Origin of the sequence: Pseudomonas sp. IPO3747 (assembly GCF_013385245.1) — a bacterium.
Classification (GTDB): domain Bacteria; phylum Pseudomonadota; class Gammaproteobacteria; order Pseudomonadales; family Pseudomonadaceae; genus Aquipseudomonas; species Aquipseudomonas edaphica.
This window is the reverse complement of sequence record NZ_JACAQL010000001.1, coordinates 112,314-128,057: the sequence shown is the minus strand read 5'-3', so window position 1 is coordinate 128,057 and position 15,744 is coordinate 112,314. Positions and strand designations below refer to the sequence as shown.

18 protein-coding genes are annotated in these 15,744 nt (G+C 59.9%); 12 read left to right on the top strand and 6 right to left on the bottom strand.

Going from position 1 to position 15,744, the window contains the following annotated elements:
• The first annotated feature begins 13 nt into the window (after positions 1 to 13).
• The 3 genes from HX790_RS00470 (at position 14) to HX790_RS00460 (ending at position 3,798) form a co-directional block, all read left to right on the top strand.
• Positions 14 to 796, top strand: a complete 783-nt coding sequence (locus tag HX790_RS00470) for a helix-turn-helix domain-containing protein (protein WP_138451498.1) — start codon at positions 14 to 16, stop codon at positions 794 to 796.
• 87 nt (positions 797 to 883) lie between these two features.
• Positions 884 to 2,437 carry a DUF726 domain-containing protein gene (locus HX790_RS00465; RefSeq protein WP_017139625.1) on the top strand — a complete coding sequence of 518 codons (1,554 nt, stop codon included), beginning with the start codon at positions 884 to 886 and terminating at the stop codon, positions 2,435 to 2,437.
• Between the two features lie 41 nt (positions 2,438 to 2,478).
• Entirely contained in the window at positions 2,479 to 3,798 is a 1,320-nt protein-coding gene (locus tag HX790_RS00460) for an Nramp family divalent metal transporter (RefSeq protein ID WP_017139624.1), read from the top strand.
• Between the two features lie 28 nt (positions 3,799 to 3,826).
• On the opposite strand, the gene HX790_RS00455 is transcribed toward HX790_RS00460, so the two are convergent.
• From HX790_RS00455 to HX790_RS00445, 3 genes are all read right to left on the bottom strand, one after another.
• Complete coding sequence (locus tag HX790_RS00455; protein WP_026013886.1) at positions 3,827 to 4,204, bottom strand: type II toxin-antitoxin system VapC family toxin; 378 nt, start codon at positions 4,202 to 4,204, stop codon at positions 3,827 to 3,829.
• Complete coding sequence (locus HX790_RS00450; protein WP_099549267.1) at positions 4,201 to 4,560, bottom strand: type II toxin-antitoxin system Phd/YefM family antitoxin; 360 nt, start codon at positions 4,558 to 4,560, stop codon at positions 4,201 to 4,203. The genes HX790_RS00455 and HX790_RS00450 overlap by 4 nt, the downstream gene beginning before the upstream one ends.
• 143 nt (positions 4,561 to 4,703) lie before the next feature.
• On the bottom strand, positions 4,704 to 5,636 hold the full coding sequence (locus HX790_RS00445; protein WP_017139621.1) for a LysR family transcriptional regulator: 933 nt from the start codon (positions 5,634 to 5,636) through the stop codon (positions 4,704 to 4,706).
• Positions 5,637 to 5,753: 117 nt separating this feature from the next.
• Here HX790_RS00445 and HX790_RS00440 point away from each other — a divergent pair, with 117 nt between their 5' ends.
• The 7 genes from HX790_RS00440 to HX790_RS00410 all read left to right on the top strand — a co-directional run bounded on the left by HX790_RS00440 (position 5,754) and on the right by HX790_RS00410 (position 9,827).
• Complete coding sequence (locus HX790_RS00440; protein WP_017139620.1) at positions 5,754 to 6,242, top strand: DMT family transporter; 489 nt, start codon at positions 5,754 to 5,756, stop codon at positions 6,240 to 6,242.
• A 4-nt stretch (positions 6,243 to 6,246) separates the two neighbouring features.
• Positions 6,247 to 6,702 (top strand): DMT family transporter, encoded by a 456-nt coding sequence (locus HX790_RS00435; protein ID WP_017139619.1) that lies wholly within the window; start codon positions 6,247 to 6,249, stop codon positions 6,700 to 6,702.
• 89 nt (positions 6,703 to 6,791) lie between these two features.
• On the top strand, positions 6,792 to 6,962 hold the full coding sequence (locus HX790_RS00430) for a metallothionein (protein ID WP_017139618.1): 171 nt from the start codon (positions 6,792 to 6,794) through the stop codon (positions 6,960 to 6,962).
• 67 nt (positions 6,963 to 7,029) lie between these two features.
• Complete coding sequence (locus tag HX790_RS00425) at positions 7,030 to 7,794, top strand: helix-turn-helix transcriptional regulator (protein WP_017139617.1); 765 nt, start codon at positions 7,030 to 7,032, stop codon at positions 7,792 to 7,794.
• 103 nt (positions 7,795 to 7,897) lie between these two features.
• Positions 7,898 to 8,071: a DUF1427 family protein gene (locus HX790_RS00420; RefSeq protein WP_017139616.1), complete on the top strand. Its 174-nt coding sequence runs from the start codon at positions 7,898 to 7,900 to the stop codon at positions 8,069 to 8,071.
• Between the two features lie 30 nt (positions 8,072 to 8,101).
• Entirely contained in the window at positions 8,102 to 9,061 is a 960-nt protein-coding gene (locus tag HX790_RS00415) for a zinc-binding alcohol dehydrogenase family protein (RefSeq protein ID WP_099549270.1), read from the top strand.
• 430 nt (positions 9,062 to 9,491) lie between these two features.
• Positions 9,492 to 9,827, top strand: coding sequence for a DUF6124 family protein (locus HX790_RS00410; RefSeq protein WP_017139614.1), 336 nt, complete (start codon positions 9,492 to 9,494; stop codon positions 9,825 to 9,827).
• A 329-nt stretch (positions 9,828 to 10,156) separates the two neighbouring features.
• Here HX790_RS00410 and HX790_RS00405 read toward each other — a convergent pair whose 3' ends face one another.
• From HX790_RS00405 to HX790_RS00395, 3 genes are all read right to left on the bottom strand, one after another.
• Complete coding sequence (locus HX790_RS00405; RefSeq protein WP_017139613.1) at positions 10,157 to 11,185, bottom strand: purine nucleoside permease; 1,029 nt, start codon at positions 11,183 to 11,185, stop codon at positions 10,157 to 10,159.
• Between the two features lie 14 nt (positions 11,186 to 11,199).
• A complete protein-coding gene (locus HX790_RS00400) occupies positions 11,200 to 12,162 on the bottom strand; it encodes a nucleoside-specific channel-forming protein Tsx (protein WP_017139612.1) in 963 nt (320 codons plus the stop codon).
• A 155-nt stretch (positions 12,163 to 12,317) separates the two neighbouring features.
• Positions 12,318 to 13,256 carry an AraC family transcriptional regulator gene (locus HX790_RS00395; protein WP_017139611.1) on the bottom strand — a complete coding sequence of 313 codons (939 nt, stop codon included), beginning with the start codon at positions 13,254 to 13,256 and terminating at the stop codon, positions 12,318 to 12,320.
• A gap of 259 nt (positions 13,257 to 13,515) precedes the next feature.
• Between HX790_RS00395 and HX790_RS00390 the strand changes: the two genes are divergently transcribed.
• Together HX790_RS00390 and HX790_RS00385 are read left to right on the top strand one after the other, a co-directional pair.
• Positions 13,516 to 14,775, top strand: coding sequence for a sugar ABC transporter substrate-binding protein (locus HX790_RS00390; protein WP_370589491.1), 1,260 nt, complete (start codon positions 13,516 to 13,518; stop codon positions 14,773 to 14,775).
• A gap of 13 nt (positions 14,776 to 14,788) precedes the next feature.
• A complete protein-coding gene (locus tag HX790_RS00385) occupies positions 14,789 to 15,562 on the top strand; it encodes an L-iditol 2-dehydrogenase (protein WP_017139609.1) in 774 nt (257 codons plus the stop codon).
• Positions 15,563 to 15,744 lie beyond the last annotated feature (182 nt).

Here is a 15,744-nt window from a genome sequence, read left to right as displayed (position 1 = left end):
ACAAGATCGGGCCATGATTCCGACCTTTGACGACAACGACCCCGAAGCGCTTGTGACCCTGCGTGAATACCCGTGCGGCAGTGTGTTTGCCCGGCATACGCACCCGCGCGGCCAGTTTGCCTATGCTTCCACCGGTGCCTTAAGAATGTTCACCGACCTGGGCAACTGGGTGGTGCCGCCGCAGCGGGCCGTCTGGGTGCCCGGTGGCATTGCCCATGAAATGCACATGCGCGGCGATGTGGTGATGCTCAATACCTACCTCGATGCTCAAGCCGCCGAGCGCGCAGGGCTGCAGGGGTACTGCCAGGTTTTCGAGGTGTCGCCGCTGCTCAGGCATCTTTTGGAAGCTGCGTTGGCGGTGGGTTCATCGGCAACGTCCAAGGTGCGGCGGCACTGTGTATTGACGCTGCTGATCGACGAAATCAGTACGCTATCGGCCTTGCCCCTCAGTGCGCCGCTGCCCTCTGAACCGCGTTTGGCGAGGGCTTGCCAGCGCTTTCTGGACGCGCCTGCGCAAACCGTGTCCCTCGATCAAATGGCGAGTTGGTCGAGCATGAGCCGGCGGACCTTTACTCGTCACTTCCTGGAAAGCACCGGCATGACCTTCGTGGCGTGGCGCCAGCAAGTCTGCCTGCTGGAGGCCACCGCGCAACTCAGCCACGGCGCCTCGATCACCGAGGTCGCATTTGCATTGGGCTTCAGCAGCCCCAGCGCCTTCACCGCGCTGTTCCGCCGTCACCTGGGCGATTCCCCGGCGCGCTACCTGGCCAAGTCCAAGGCCGTGTCGTTGTTCTAAAAAGCTCACACGCTGGTCAGGATTCACCTTGCAGGCGGTCCTGCTTTGTTACTATCGCCGCCCACCGTCATCAGGAGTCACCGGCCCATGCAACACCAGTGGGATGAAATGCACCGCACCCGCAAGCCCACGTTTCTGTTGTGTGGCGAGCCTCAGGGGGATGTGCTCAATCTCTATGTTCACGGTTATTCGGCGTTCTTCAACCGCCAGCAACTGGGCAATTTCACGCAACAACTGGCAAGCATCGAAGGCTCGACCAACCTGATGCTGTTCTGGCCGGCGGGTCACTTTCTGGAAAACCTTTTTGCTCCCTTTAAAGATGTGATTACCGCAATGCTTGGCGGTGGCGGCCTGGGCGCGGCAACCGTGGGTGTGGGCCGTGCGATTGCCTACTTTCTCGACCATTACAAAAGTGTCGAGGCGCGTGTCGATGAAGTGGCCAAGACGCTATTGCCTGAGCTTGCCCATTACCTGCACGGCGAAGCGCTGCCCGTGCGGCGCATCAACCTGATCGGGCATTCCCTGGGCGCGCGTATCCTGGTCAAGAGTCTGCTGGCCAGCCCCGAGGTCGCCCGCCAATTGCCGCTTAACAATGTGTTGCTGATGGGTGGCGCGATCAGTACGTCCAGCCCCTGGGATGAAGTGTCGGCGCCGCTCAAAGGGCGCGTGATCAACTGCTACTCCAGCAAGGACTGGGCGCTTGCCATCAAGCCGGACACCGAGCGCTGCATAGGCCGGTATGCGATCGACGTCACGCCCTCGCTCAAGGCCAAGGTCACCAATGTTCACCTGGCCACCTTCGACCACGCCGCCTACTGGCCGCAGTTGAAAACGGTGGTGCAGTACACCGACCTGCTGCAGGAACGGCGTGGCCTTATCCGCGCTGACCTGCGCAGCAGCGAAGTGCGTTTTGCCGAGGAGGACGTGGAACTGTTCCCCGCGCTGGTGCAGGCGCGGCCGGAGGAGCTTAAGTTTCTGGCTGAGTTGATGGCACAAAAACGCAGTGCCTCGATCGATGCCGATGTACGTGAACCGCTGAAACTGGCCATCGAGCTGCAACGCATGGGCGGTGACAGCTTTATGAACATCGCCCGTGGCCATGGCGTGAGTTATCGCCAGATCGCCGAAGATGTCGCACAGCGGCTGGGCATCAAGTTCGATGGGCCGCTTGAAACCGTGGTGCTGGCAGATATCGAGGCACAGGTCGCGGAAAAACTCATCGAGCAGTACAAGGACAAACTCAGTCGCGCCGACCGCCAGGCCTTCGACGCCGAGCTTAAGGCGGCCGCGCAAAAAGAGCAGGGCCTGTTCAATCGTATCGATATCGGCCGCTCGGCCACCACCGCCCTGAGCGGCACGGCGTTGGCGGGGCTCACCGGGTTTATCTTGCGGCGCGGCGCGGCCACCGCAATTCCGGTGGTGGGCCAGGCGCTGGCGGCGGCGATGTTGCTGGTAACGGGCGTGCGTGCGTTTTCCGGCCCGGCCTATTCGATCACCACCTTGGCGGTCTTGGTGATTGGCGTGATTCGCCAGCGCATGGAGCGCGAAGCGTTGAACCAGGAGATGGACCTGGTGGTGCAAGTCGTCGAAGCGTTCGACTTGCCCCGGGAGACGGTGATGCGCACGGTCGCGTCGGACTGATAAGCTGCGGCCCTGACTTGTGTGTTTGCCTGGGATACCGCGTGAAATTCAGCCTGCCGAAAATCGCCACTGCTCCGTTCTGCCCGCCGGAAGTGGCCGGCTCCGTTATCGTCGACCCCAAGGCCTCGTTTTTCAAACGGGCGCTGATGTTTGCCGGCCCCGGCCTGCTGATCTCCATCGGCTACATGGACCCCGGCAATTGGGCTACCGCCATCGAAGCCGGTTCTCGTTACGGCTACAGCCTGCTATTCGTGGTGCTGCTGGCCAGCCTGGCCGGGATGGCGGTGCAGTGCCTGTGTTCGCGCCTGGGCATCGCCACCGGCAAAGACCTCGCGCAACTGTGCCGTGAGCGCTACAGCAAACGCTCCGCGCGCACGCAATGGGTGTTGGCGGAAATCTCCATTATCGCTACCGACCTGGCTGAAGTCCTCGGTTGCGCCTTGGCGTTTCACTTGTTGCTCGGCGTATCGCTGACGACCGGTATCGTGATCACCGCGTTCGACACACTATTGATCCTGGCCCTGCAAAACCGCGGTTTCCGCCGCCTGGAAGCGATCATGCTGGCGCTGGTTGCAACCATTGGCGTGTGTTTCTTTATCGAACTGGTGCTGATCAAACCTTACTGGCCGGACGTACTCAGTGGCTTTACCCCGTCACTGGCGGCCATCAGCGATGCAGCGCCGTTGTATTTGGCTATCGGTATCCTTGGCGCCACGGTGATGCCGCATAACCTCTATTTGCACACCTCGATTGTGCAGACCCGCCTGATTGGCAAAGACCTCGCCAGCAAACAGGACGCGGTCAAGCTGGCGCGTATCGACACCATCGGCTCCCTGGCCCTGGCGTTGCTGGTCAACGCCGCGATCCTGGTGTTGGCCGCCGCCGCGTTTTACAAGACCGGCCACACCGAAGTGGTCGAGATCCAGGACGCCTATCACCTGCTTGACCCATTGGTGGGAGGCGCCTTCGCCAGCATCCTGTTCGGCATCGCCTTGTTGGCTTCGGGGCAGAGTTCGACCTTTACCGGCACCATCGCCGGGCAAGTGATCATGGAGGGTTACCTCAACCTGCGCATCCCGTGCTGGCAGCGGCGCCTGATCACGCGCGGGCTGGCGCTGATCCCAGCGTTCCTGGGGGTGTGGCTGATGGGCGACGATGCCATCGGCAAACTGCTGATTCTGAGCCAGGTGGTGCTCAGCCTGCAGCTGCCTTTCGCGTTGTACCCGCTGATCCGCATGACTGACGACAAGCAACTGATGGGGCCCTTCGTTAACCGCTTGCCCACGCGGTTACTGGCGTGGTTTCTGTTTGCGCTGATCAGTGGGGCGAATGCGTGGTTGATTGGGCAGTGGTTGTTTTGACTTAAACGTGTGATCGCTCCAACGCGGTCTACACCAGAATTGCCAAGGATGTGTACTGGGCAACCTGCGGATCGGCCGTCAGCAGTTTCATCGGCTCGCTCATGGCTGCCGCAACGATAAGCCGGTCGAACGGGTCTTTATGGTGGTGCTCAAGATCCTTCACTGCAATCGCGTGTTCTGGGGTGATCGGCAATTCGGTGAAACCGCTCTCCAGGCAGTATTCACGAATTTCATCCAGCTGCACCTCGAGCTTTCCCAAGCCTACCTTGATCGCCATTTCCCAGAAGGTTGCAGCGCTGACGTAAATCTCAGCAGCGTCTTCAATCAATTTTTTGGCTTTATTGGATAGCCTGGGGTCATCACTCAGTGTCCACAGCAGAATATGGGTATCCAATAGCACCCTCATAAAGGGTTGACCTCAAACGCATCCAGCAGGTCATCGGGTAAAGGCGCATCAAAGTCTTCGGGGATAATGAGCTTGCCTTTCATTGCGCCAATCCGGCGGCCTTTGGCCTTTCCTACGGGGACGAGCTGTGCCATCGCACGCCCATGCTTGGCGATGGTGATCACTTTGCCAGCAGCAGCCTCATCGACCAGCTTTGACAGATTATTTTTTGCTTCACCCAGCGGTACGGTAATCATGTGGCGATCTCCATATTTTGGCCAAATATAGCCAAAATCAGCTGAGCTATCAAAGACGGCATGACGACCGGCTTTAGCCGCGCGTTCAGAGCGCGATTGTTTTTGATAAACGAAACCCATGGCACCTCTCCAAAAAAAGATTGAGCCAAAGTCTGCCTGCCATATGCCGTGTCTGAAATAGTGGCCCGAAAAATCAGAACGAGCCTACTTTTCCCACGAGGAATTTTTACCTTCCAATGCTTTTCCAGTGAGAGGGAGGAGCCTCACCGATCCCAATACGGCACCGCTCCAAAACACTCCACAAAATAATCAATCACCGTGCGCACCTTCAGCGACAGCCGCCGGCTGCCTGGCCACAGCGCGGCAATCTGTTGCGGTTCAAGGGTGGTGGCCACGTCGTACTCCGTGAGTACCGCCTGCAAGGTGCCGGCGCGCAAGCCTTCGCCGATCAGCCAGGACGGAAACACCACCAGCCCAAGGCCTTGTTCCGCCGCGTGGGTGAGGGTGTCGGCGTGGTTGCCGGTGATCGGGCCTTTGACGCTGTAAGGCGTCCAGTCGCCCTGGCCGCGGCGGAAGAACCAGCGCTGCTGGCCGGTGATGCCTTTGTAGGCCAGGCATTGATGGTTGGCCAGTTCTTCGGGGTGGCGCGGCGTGCCATGCCGGGCCAGGTAGGCGGGGCTGGCCGCGAGGCGAAAACGCTGCGGCGCGAAGATGCGCGCCTGCATGCTGGAGTCGTTCAGCACGCCGATGCGAAACAGCAGGTCGGTGCCGTCTTGCAGCGGGTCGACGTAGGTGTCGGTTTGCTGGATATCCAACTGTAGCTTGGGGTAGCGACGGCACAACTCGCCCAGCCACGGTGACAGGTGGCGTTGGCCGAATACCATCGGCGCGTTGATGCGCACCAGCCCGCTGGGTTCGCTTTCCTGCTCTTGCAGGGCCTGGCCGGCGGCCTCCAACTGTTCCAGCATCAGGCGCGCATGACGCCCCAGTAGCCGCCCGGCTTCGGTGGGGCTGACCGCACGCGTATGGCGGTAGAGCAATTGCTGGCCGAGAGCCTGTTCCATCAATTGGATTTGCCGTGAGATGGAGGAGGGCGCCAGCCCTTCGCGACGTGCCACTTCGGAAAAGCTGCCGTGATCCAGCACGGCTACAAACAGGCGCAATGCCTTGAAACTCAGTTCATTCAAACCCTGCATCGTGGCTCCGTGCTGTGCGTAATACGCAAAGGTGTTATTTGCATGCTCCCATTTATCGCACAAGACGGCCACCGGATAATGCACACCATGTTTCCTTTTTTGATACGCAGGTGATGTATGCAGGCAAGTTCCATCGAAGGCGTGGCGCAGGCCAGGCCGAAAAAAAACCTTTTGCGATTGCTGCTGTTGCCGCTGGTGATTCTGGCGGGCATGGGCCTGTCGGTTGAGGCCGGCTTGCTCGGGCCATTGGGTGTACAGGTCGGGCATTTGTGGGCAACGTTGAGCATCTTTGGCGTCGGTACGGCGATTCTGTTTTTGCTGCTGCTGTTCAGCGGCGCGCAAAAAGGCCCGGCACTCACCGACCTGCCGCGCTGGCAGTTGATCGGCGGCTTTTTGGGGCCGATGTACGTGGTGGTGCTGACTTTGGCCACGCCGCATATCGGCATCGCCATGACCATGGTCGCGATCCTCTCGGGCCAGGTCGGCAAGAGCGTGCTGATCGACCATTTCGGCTGGTTCGGCACCGCGCGTAAACGGGTCAATGGCGAACGCTGGATTGCCCTGGCGTTGATTGTGGCGGCACTTGTTCTGATTGCACGGGGTTAAAGCGATGAATCTGATTCTGTTGTTGGTACTGGTGATTGCCGCCGGTGCGGTGCTGAGTGTGCAAGCCGCGATCAACGGCCGCCTGGGCCAGACGGTCGGCGTGTTGCGCAGCAGTTTATTGACCTTTGCGGTGGGCGCAATCAGCACGGCGTTGTTGATTTTCTTCTTCGAACCCGCACAGGCCGTGAGCTTGCTGGACGTGCCCAAATGGCAGTTGACCGGCGCGTTGTTTGGCGTGGTGTACATGATGGTCATGGTCGGCGCAGTGCCCGTGGTGGGGACGGCAGTGGCCACGGTGGCGGTGATCGTCGGGCAGTTGGGCATGGGCATGCTAATCGATAACTTCGGCTGGCTGGGCAACCCGGCCATCGAGCTGTCGGGCAGCCGTATCGTGGCAATGCTGCTGTTGGCAGTGGCGCTGGTGTTCATGTACCGCAGCAACAGCCGACTGGCCGATTAACGGCGGTGAACCTTGAAACCTTGCCGGTAGTCACTGCTTAAGGTGCAGCGCCCGTTGCACCTGGACGACCATGCAAAAGGAGTCTGAACATGGCTGATAAAACCTGTGCCTGCCCACACTGCAAATGCGTACTGGGCACCAACGCGGTGATGAAAGACGGCAAGGGCTACTGCTGCCAAGGCTGCGCCGAGCACCATGCGCATGGCGAACCGTGTGCCTCGTCGACCGGTTGCGAGTGCGCCAAGTCTGCCCACGGCTAAAAATCCGCTCGGCTTATCGGGTGGCGGTCATTACCATGGCCGCTCACCCTTGATTGATGTGTGCTTCATGGCCCTGGCCGCGCCTCCCGACCTCACTGATCATGCCGTCCCCGTGCAACCACTGGCGCGCACCTACCCCCGTGGGTTGTATGTGGAGCCACACAGCCACGACTGGGGCCAGTTGCTCTACGCCATGAGCGGGGTGATGTGGGTTGAAACACCGCGCGAAGCTCTGGTAGTACCGCCGCAGCGCGCCGTGTGGTTGCCACCGGGTGTGGAGCACGGGATTCGCGTGGTCTCGGACTTGCAGATGCGCAATATCTACCTGCGCCCAGCCTTGGCGGCGACGCTGGACAGCCAGGTGCAGGTGATTGAAGTCGGCGGGCTGCTGCGTGAGCTGATCGTCACGCTGGTTGATCAAGGCGATTACGGTGATACCGCCTATTACGACGCCGTAGTCGGTCTGGCGCTGTTAGAGTTGCAACGCGCGCGGCGCTCGCAGATCCGCATTGCCATGCCACTGGGGGCGGACCGCCGTTTGATAAATGCCTGCCAGGCAGTGATGGCGGCGCCCTCGCTGGAAATCCCCTTTGAGCAACATGCCGAAGCGGCGGGTGCCAGCGTGCGCACCCTGGCGCGGTTGTTCCAGAACAACCTCGGTATGGGCTTTGCCGAATGGCGCCGTCAGGTGCAGCTAGCCACGGCGGTGGCGGAACTGATCCAGGGCCAGTCGGTGAGCGGCATTGCCCGCTCTTTGGGCTATTCGCCGAGCAGCTTCAGCGACATGTTCCGCCGTGAACTGGGTGTGGCACCGTCGCAATACGTCGGTTGAGGCTTTGGCCGAAATCCTGAAGCACTTGGCCGATGCTTCGGGGGTGTGCTCACTACACTGAGCGCATCAACCCACCCGGCGTAAACCCTATGAACTATCCCCTATGAACTATCTCATTTCCCTCGCCATCGGCCTGTTTGTCGGCGTGATCTATGGTGCCCTGGACTTTCGCTCACCCGCGCCGCCTGCCATTGCCCTGGTGGGGCTGATGGGGATGTTGATCGGCGAGAAGCTCTGGCCCATGGGCCGTGAGCTGGTCAGCGGTTGGTTGTCCTGATTTCTTTTTTCACTTCGATGGATATTGGCCATGAAAGCACTGCAATTTTCCGCCACCGGCGACCTCGCCGCCCTCAGTTTCGTTGAAGTCGACAAGCCGCTGCCGGCTGCCGGTGAAGTGTTGGTCCAGGTTAAAGCGGCGGGTTTGAACCCCAGCGACGTTAAAAACGTACTTGGCCGGTTTCCCTACACGACGTTGCCGCGTATTCCCGGCCGGGACTTTGCCGGTGTGGTGGTGGAAGGCCCGCAGCAATTGGTTGGCCAGGCAGTGTGGGGCACCGGCCGTGACCTCGGTTTTTTTGCCGACGGCTCCCACGCGCAGTACCTCACGGTGTCGGCGAAAGGCGTGGCGCATAAACCGACGCATCTAAGCTTTGCCCAAGCCGCCAGCCTCGGCGTGCCGTACACCACCGCCTGGGATGCGCTGGAGCGCAGCGGTGTCGGCAAAGGCACGCGGCTGCTGGTGATTGGCGCCAATGGTGCTGTAGGCAGCGCGGCGTTGGCGCTGGCGAAAATTCGCGGTGCGCAGGTGCTGGCGGCGGTGCGCAAAGCGGATCAGGTCGAGGCGTTGCAGGCGCAGGGCTTCGACGCGATTGCCCTGGGCCAACCGGACGCATTGGGCGGGCAGGTGAATGCGGTGTTCAAGGGCGGCGCCGATGTGATCTTCGACACCACCGGTTTCTGGCTGCCGGCGGCTGTCGCCGGTTTGGCCCCGTTCGGTCGCATAGCGATCATCGCGGCGCCGGTTGATGGGCATGTGCAGCTGCCGGCGCTGGCGTTGTACCGCAAGGGCGGCTCGGTGGTGGGCATCAATTCATTGCTCTACAACTGCGAGCAATGTGCGGTGATGCTGGAGCAGTTTGGGCGGTTTTTTGATGAGGGTTCGCTGCCGTTGCCGACAGGGTTGCGTGAGGTGGCGTTGGCAGATGGGGTGCAGTGCTACGAGGAAGTCAACAAAGGCAGCGCGGACAAGGTCATCTTCCTGCCTTAATGCGGTTAAAAAGTGTGGGAGCTGGCTTGCCTGCGATGGCGGTCTGTCAGTCAGAGAGTTATTGACTGATCCACCTCTATCGCAGGCAAGCCAGCTCCCACATTTTGATCTTCACCAGGCTTGAGGGTGTGTTCTCGATCGGACGTTTCCCACAAAGGTTTCAGGTTGTCGCTCGGAAGCGGGCTGACTAACCTCACTGGCGTCGCTGCCAATTCAGCGGCCGGATTTGACCGTCTGCCCCCCAAATGTATGTGCCGCATCGAATCAGGCGTTTTTTTTACGTCTGCTGTATCGTGTCGCGGCAGCTGTACGCGGGATACCTTAGGGTATGCCGGGCTACTTTGGGACCGGTCGGTCAACCCGCGTATAGCTGCCACCCTATTTCGCTTGACCGCGAAACGTGGCGGCTCCACTCCCGAAGGATTCCACCATGATCAAAGACAGCCCCAACCCCCCAGTCCATCAAGACTACGACACCAGCACCCTGCACGAAGTCGCCTACCGCGCGATCAACCACTATCTCAACCCCGGCAAACCCATTCCTGAACCCAGCGAAGGCATCTTCACCGTGCGCGCAGACTTGGGTACGGAAACCTTGCTGGTCAATGCTTCCCAGGATCTGGCTTCCATCAGTGATATCGCCAACCACCTCGCGTTTGAAATCGAGGGTTCGCAACGCAATGTCGCGCTGGGTATCTGCCGAATGCTGGAAGGTGTGCAACTGCTAGTCGACAAGGCGCTGAATGTGGCCCACCCCGTAGCTTGAATGGGGGGCTAAGATCGTTCCCACGCTCTGCGTGGGAATGCATCCAGTGACGCTCCGCGTCACCTTGCATCCTCTATGGCGGGACGCGGAGCGTCCGGGGCGGCATTCCCACGCGGAGCGTGGGAACGATCTCAACACAAGGTCGCGCTGGGTATCTGTCGGATGCTGGAAGGTTTGCAACTGCTGGTCGACAAGGCGCTGAATGTAGCCCACCCCGTGACTTAAAAGTGTGGGAGCTGGCTTGCCTGCGATGGCGGTCTGTCAGTCAGAGAATGATTGACTGATCCACTGCTATCGCAGGCAAGCCAGCTCCCACATTTTGATTTTTACTAGGCTTCAGGGACGCCTTTTTCCCAGGCCGACCAGTTCTTCAGGATCGCCTGTACCAGCGGATTGCCCGTGCGGTACAGGTTCTCCAACGCCGGTACAAACCCACCCTGGTCGGCATACTTCAGCAAGTTGTCCACCTCGCTGTAGCCCGGATACGGCCGGTCGAAATCAGAGCCGGCACGCACCACCGCCAAGCGCTGAATATCCACCAACCCTTCACGGCTGGCGCGCAGCAAGGCTTCATAGGTGGAGTTGTCTTCCTGCTGGGTGGTGCAGTATTCGCCTTTATTGTCGGTGAGCAACTTGGTCCAGACCTCGGCGCGTTCGCTCAGGCGTGTGCCGGAGAACCAGGTGTTGCCCGCCAAAGTGTCGCAGCGCGTGACTTGCGGCGGCTGGTTGGCCGGCGCGGCCGGGTAGTGTTTACGCCAGGCGCTGGATTCCTTGCTTTCGCTCAGCTCTACCTTTTGCGACAGGGCAAACGCCTTGGCCTGCAACTTCGGGTTCAGCTCGAATACTTCGGTCTTGTAGTCCAACGGTGGTTTTTCGTTGGGGCCTTTGGTGTTGATGCCGATGTAACCGGTTGGCCAATCCTTGGGCGCATCGCGCGAATCCAGCTCCCACTGAGTACCGAACTCCACCAGGTAATGCGCCCAGGCTGCGGTGCCGATGGTTCCGTGTTTAGGGCTGATGCCGGCGATCCCGGCAATCAGGAAGTAGCTCTGGCGCAGGTCGAACTTGGGCGACAACGCCAGGGCCAGTGTGGACGCGGCGGCGTTGGTCTGGCCCATGCCGGTCACCAGCAGGCACACGTCCTGGGTGTTGCAGCGGATCACCGGGTATTCGGCCGACAGGCCTGGCACACGGACTTCCTGCTTGAGTTCCAGGCGGTCGATCCAGGTTTGCGCCTCGGGGGCGAACATGGTGATCAGCATCACTTTGGGTTTGATCGGCGCCGCAGCATCGGCCAGCACCACGTGGGGCAAAAAGGCCAGGCCGATGGCCATCGAGAGACGGGTAAGCATGTTCATCTATAGCTCCTTGATCAGAATTGGTAACCGACACCGGCGTAGTAGCCCCAGCCATCCGAGCGGGCGCGGAAGTTGCCTTCGCCAAAATTCAGCTCGCTGCCATCCTCCCAGTTGCCGCCGTTGTGGAAGTAACGACCGACCAGGGTGAAGCGCAGGTGGGTGAACGAATACAACAGCACGTTGGTGGCCACCAATGAATTGGCGGTGCGCGCCGGGTTGTCCTTGTGCAAGTCCGAGCCGAAATCGTAGTTGGTAAAGCCGATGTAGGTCAGCGAGGCACCGTTATCGAAGCTGCTGATGGGCACGATGTATTTCATTTGCGCACGATAGCCGTCCCACGAGTATTCGTTGCTCGCGCCGTAGTTTTCCCATTGGTAACGCCCATAGAAGTTGGCCGACAGGTTGACCCGCGAATGAGTGTCGATGTCGGTGCCCAGGCCGCTGTACAAGGTGTTGGCGCGGTTGGACTTGTTACTGCCGTGGTCGTAGATCCAGTCAAAGGCTACATACCATTCCTTGAACGGACCGATGGCCAAACTGCGGCCGGCCAGGTAGTCGATGGAGATACGCGGCTCATGCTCCATAAATACCGGCGAACCATGGTCCCACGCGCCTTTGTCATTACTGTTACCGATGCCGAGGATTTTCGGCACGTCGATATAGCCATACAGCTCGAACGGGCCTTTGCGGCCGAAATACTCGTATTCCAGGTACACATCATCCTGCGGCTTGGGGCCGAAGCTGATGTCTTTGCTGCCGATCAGGGTCAGGTCCTGGTTGAACCAGTCCGACATGTACACGCCTTTTTTTACCGGGCTGGCTTCCGGGCTTTTGGTTTCAGGGCTGAGGGTTTCGCCCTGTGCTGAGTCATCGGTGGGTTTTTGCTGCGCCAAAATGGGTGCGCTGAGTACTCCCGTAACGGCGGCCAGTAGCAAGGAAACACCAAAACAAGCGGGACGCCTTGAGGTGAGGTGCATTGAAAATCCCTATTCTTACGCGGTTGGAACCCGTTTCTGCGGGTAGTGGTGAACTTGGCGGCCAAGTTCGTTCCGCAAACGTTTGCACGTGGCGTACCAACTTTGCTCAAAGGGTTGAGCAGTATGGAAAAAACAGGGATTAGTCGACCTTTTGGTCAAAATTGGCTGGGTGTCAATTTCTCGATGCGGTTGAATAAATGCATCGCGGTTTCGCGTCGATACTCGCTCGGCGTCTGGTGCATCTCGATGCGAAAGTGCCGGTTGAAGTTGGACAGGTTGGCGTAGCCCACTTCAAAGCAGATGTCCGCCACTGACATGTCGCTTTGCAGCAACAGGCGGCAGGCGCGTTGCACGCGGAACTTGCGCATCAGGTCTATAAATCCGTGGCCGGTGTTGCGTTTGAAGAAGCGTGAGAAGCCGGGTTCGCTCATCTGCAGTTGCTGGGCGATGACCGAGAGGCGCAAGTCGCCGGTCAGCTCGCGCATCAGGTAATCGAAGGCTTTGTTGATGCGTTCGGCGCTGCGCGCATCCAGGGTTGGCGCGTAGCAGGGGCTGGCCAGCGCCTTTACCTGCGGCTGGGGTGCATTCTTTAGCGTGTCGAGCAGTTGCAGGAACAGGATCAACCGTTGCAGGCCTTGGGCGTTGCCGATGGCTTCCATCAACCCGGCTGCCTGTACAGCGGTCTCGCCAGTAAATTCAAGGCCGCGCCGGGCCTGTTCGAACAGCGGTTGCAAGTCGCCGAGTTCCGGCAGGGTTTTGCGCAGCGCGAGCAGGGCGGCGCCGTCGAATTGCAGCACCACGTCGCGGCCAGTCAGGTATTCGCCAGGGGCCAGGTCGCCGATCCAGTCGTGGGGCAGGTCGGGACCGATCAGCGCCACATGCCCGGCGCTGAACGCACCGATATAGTCGCCCGCTACCAACTTGCCACTGCCTTGGCGGATCAGGTGGATCTCAAACTCGGGGTGGTGGTTCCAGCGCGCCAGGTCATACGGGTAGTCATGTTCGAACCAGCGAAAACAGTGGTCCGGCTCGGGCAGGATCACTTCGAGTTCGGCGGGGCGATGTTCGAATAGTTTGTCGCGGCTGACGGGCACGGTGATGCCTCTTATACATTGGATAACGCCAAAATACGCGTAGCGGCAATCAGTGCGCTACCCCCGGTTTTGCCCGGCACTGATACTTTTTTGACTTTCAAGTGCGGGTTAAAAAAGTATCAGCAGCGCATTCGCCATTCGTTTGTGAGGCCTTGACCAAGCTGCTGTAATCGCAACTCAACAACAAAAACAACAGGTGGATACCGCCATGCTCAAGCTCCCACACGCGCTGTTCCTGCTGACTGGCCTGGCGCTGGCCATGCCCAGCTACGCCGCCGACACCGTGACCATCGCCACAGTCAACAACAGTGACATGATCCGCATGCAGCGCCTGTCCAAGGTGTTCGAGCAGCAGCACCCGGACATCAAGCTCAATTGGGTGGTGCTCGAAGAAAACGTGCTGCGCCAACGCCTCACCACCGATATCGCCACCCAGGGCGGGCAATTCGATGTGCTGACCATCGGCACCTACGAGACGCCATTGTGGGGCGCCAAACACTGGCTGGAACCGCTGACCGAACTGCCTGCCAACTATGACGCCGAGGATATTTTCCCTTCGGTGCGCCAAGGCTTGTCGGTCAACAACACCCTGTACGCGTTGCCGTTTTATGGTGAAAGCACGGTCACCTACTACCGCACCGACTTGTTCAAGCAAGCGGGGCTGAGCATGCCTGCGCACCCGACCTGGACTAAGCTCGGTGAGTTTGCCGCCAAACTCACGGTAAAAGATAAAGACCAATACGGCATGTGCCTGCGTGGCAAAGCGGGTTGGGGCGAGAACATCGCCTTGTTGAGCACCATGGCCAACGCTTTTGGCGCACGCTGGTTCGACGAACAGTGGAAGCCGCAGCTGACCAGCCCTGAATGGACGGCCGCCGCCAACTATTACGTCAACACCCTGAAAAACTACGGCCCGCCAGGCGTCTCCAGCAACGGCTTCAACGAAACCCTGGCGCTGTTCAACAGCGGCAAGTGCGCGATCTGGGTGGATGCCAGCGTCGCCGGCTCGTTCACCACCGACAAAACCCAGAGCAAAGTGGCCGACAGTGTAGGGTTTGCCGCCGCGCCGACCGAAGTCACCGACAAAGGCTCCTCCTGGCTCTATGCCTGGTCCCTGGCCATCCCGGCCACGTCCAAACACAAGGACGCCGCCAAGGCCTTTATTGCCTGGGCCACCTCCAAGGACTACATCCAACTGGTCGCCGACAAAGAAGGCATCACCAACGTACCACCGGGCACTCGCCAGTCCACCTACAGCGAGGCTTACCTGAAGGCCGCGCCGTTTGCCCAGGTGACGCTGGAAATGATGAAACACGCCGACCCTGCGCACCCGTCGGCCCAGCCGGTGCCGTATGTGGGCATTCAGTACGTGACCATCCCGGAGTTCCAGGCCATCGGCACCTCGGTGGGCAAGCTGTTCTCGGCGGCGCTTACCGGCGGCATGACGGTTGACCAGGCGCTGCTTGAGGCTCAGTCCACCACCGAACGCGAAATGAAACGCGCCGGTTACCCTAAGTAAACAGGACTTCCTTATGAAACGACTCGAAGGTAAAAGCGCGCTGATCACCGGATCGGCGCGCGGTATTGGCCGCGTCTTTGCCCAGGCTTATATCGCTGAAGGCGCAACGGTTGCCATTGCCGATATCAACCTGCAACGCGCGCAGGCCACAGCCGCCGAACTGGGGCCACTGGCTTACGCGGTCGCGATGGACGTCACGGATCAAGCCTCCATCGACGGCGCGATTGCCACCGTGGTGGCCCATGCCGGCAAACTCGATATCCTGATCAACAACGCCGCACTGTTCGACTTGGCGCCCATCGTCGATATCACTCGCGACAGCTTTGACCGGCTGTTTTCGATCAACGTCGGCGGCACGTTGTTCACCTTGCAGGCCGCGGCCCGCCAGATGATCCGCCAGGGCCACGGCGGCAAGATCATCAACATGGCCAGCCAGGCGGGGCGGCGCGGCGAGGCATTGGTGGCGGTGTATTGTGCGACCAAGGCGGCGGTGATCAGCCTCACGCAGTCGGCGGGTTTGAACCTGATCAAGCAGGGTATCAACGTCAATGCCATCGCGCCGGGCGTGGTGGATGGCGAGCACTGGGATGGCGTGGATGCGCTGTTTGCCAGGCATGAAGGGCTGGCGCCTGGCGAGAAGAAACAAAGGGTTGGGGCCGAAGTGCCGTTCGGGCGCATGGGCACGGCTGAGGATTTGACCGGCATGGCGATCTTCCTGGCCTCCAAAGATGCCGATTACATCGTGGCCCAGACCTACAACGTCGACGGCGGTAACTGGATGAACTAGGTCAAGTGTGGGCCTGGCTTGCCTGCGATGGCGGTCTATCAGTTGCAGTCTTGCTGCCTGACCCACCGCTTTCGCAGGCAAGCCAGCTCCCACCTTTGATCTTTGAGCTTCTTGGACGGCAACACTGTGCTCAAAAAAGTAAACAAAGTGTTTGTGGAGGCAGCCGTCCCTCATGTCTACTT

Bases quoted from the DNA above. Each gene is read 5' to 3' on its own strand.
- HX790_RS00470 (WP_138451498.1), top strand. From the start codon at position 14: ATGATTCCGACCTTTGACGACAACGACCCCGAAGCGCTTGTGACCCTG.
- HX790_RS00465 (WP_017139625.1), top strand. From the start codon at position 884: ATGCAACACCAGTGGGATGAAATGCACCGCACCCGCAAGCCCACGTTT.
- HX790_RS00455 (WP_026013886.1), bottom strand. From the start codon at position 4,204: ATGAGGGTGCTATTGGATACCCATATTCTGCTGTGGACACTGAGTGAT.
- HX790_RS00450 (WP_099549267.1), bottom strand. From the start codon at position 4,560: ATGGGTTTCGTTTATCAAAAACAATCGCGCTCTGAACGCGCGGCTAAA.
- HX790_RS00445 (WP_017139621.1), bottom strand. From the start codon at position 5,636: ATGCAGGGTTTGAATGAACTGAGTTTCAAGGCATTGCGCCTGTTTGTA.
- HX790_RS00440 (WP_017139620.1), top strand. From the start codon at position 5,754: ATGCAGGCAAGTTCCATCGAAGGCGTGGCGCAGGCCAGGCCGAAAAAA.
- HX790_RS00435 (WP_017139619.1), top strand. From the start codon at position 6,247: ATGAATCTGATTCTGTTGTTGGTACTGGTGATTGCCGCCGGTGCGGTG.
- HX790_RS00430 (WP_017139618.1), top strand. From the start codon at position 6,792: ATGGCTGATAAAACCTGTGCCTGCCCACACTGCAAATGCGTACTGGGC.
- HX790_RS00425 (WP_017139617.1), top strand. From the start codon at position 7,030: ATGGCCCTGGCCGCGCCTCCCGACCTCACTGATCATGCCGTCCCCGTG.
- HX790_RS00420 (WP_017139616.1), top strand. From the start codon at position 7,898: ATGAACTATCTCATTTCCCTCGCCATCGGCCTGTTTGTCGGCGTGATC.
- HX790_RS00415 (WP_099549270.1), top strand. From the start codon at position 8,102: ATGAAAGCACTGCAATTTTCCGCCACCGGCGACCTCGCCGCCCTCAGT.
- HX790_RS00410 (WP_017139614.1), top strand. From the start codon at position 9,492: ATGATCAAAGACAGCCCCAACCCCCCAGTCCATCAAGACTACGACACC.
- HX790_RS00405 (WP_017139613.1), bottom strand. From the start codon at position 11,185: ATGAACATGCTTACCCGTCTCTCGATGGCCATCGGCCTGGCCTTTTTG.
- HX790_RS00400 (WP_017139612.1), bottom strand. From the start codon at position 12,162: ATGCACCTCACCTCAAGGCGTCCCGCTTGTTTTGGTGTTTCCTTGCTA.
- HX790_RS00390 (WP_370589491.1), top strand. From the start codon at position 13,516: ATGCCCAGCTACGCCGCCGACACCGTGACCATCGCCACAGTCAACAAC.
- HX790_RS00385 (WP_017139609.1), top strand. From the start codon at position 14,789: ATGAAACGACTCGAAGGTAAAAGCGCGCTGATCACCGGATCGGCGCGC.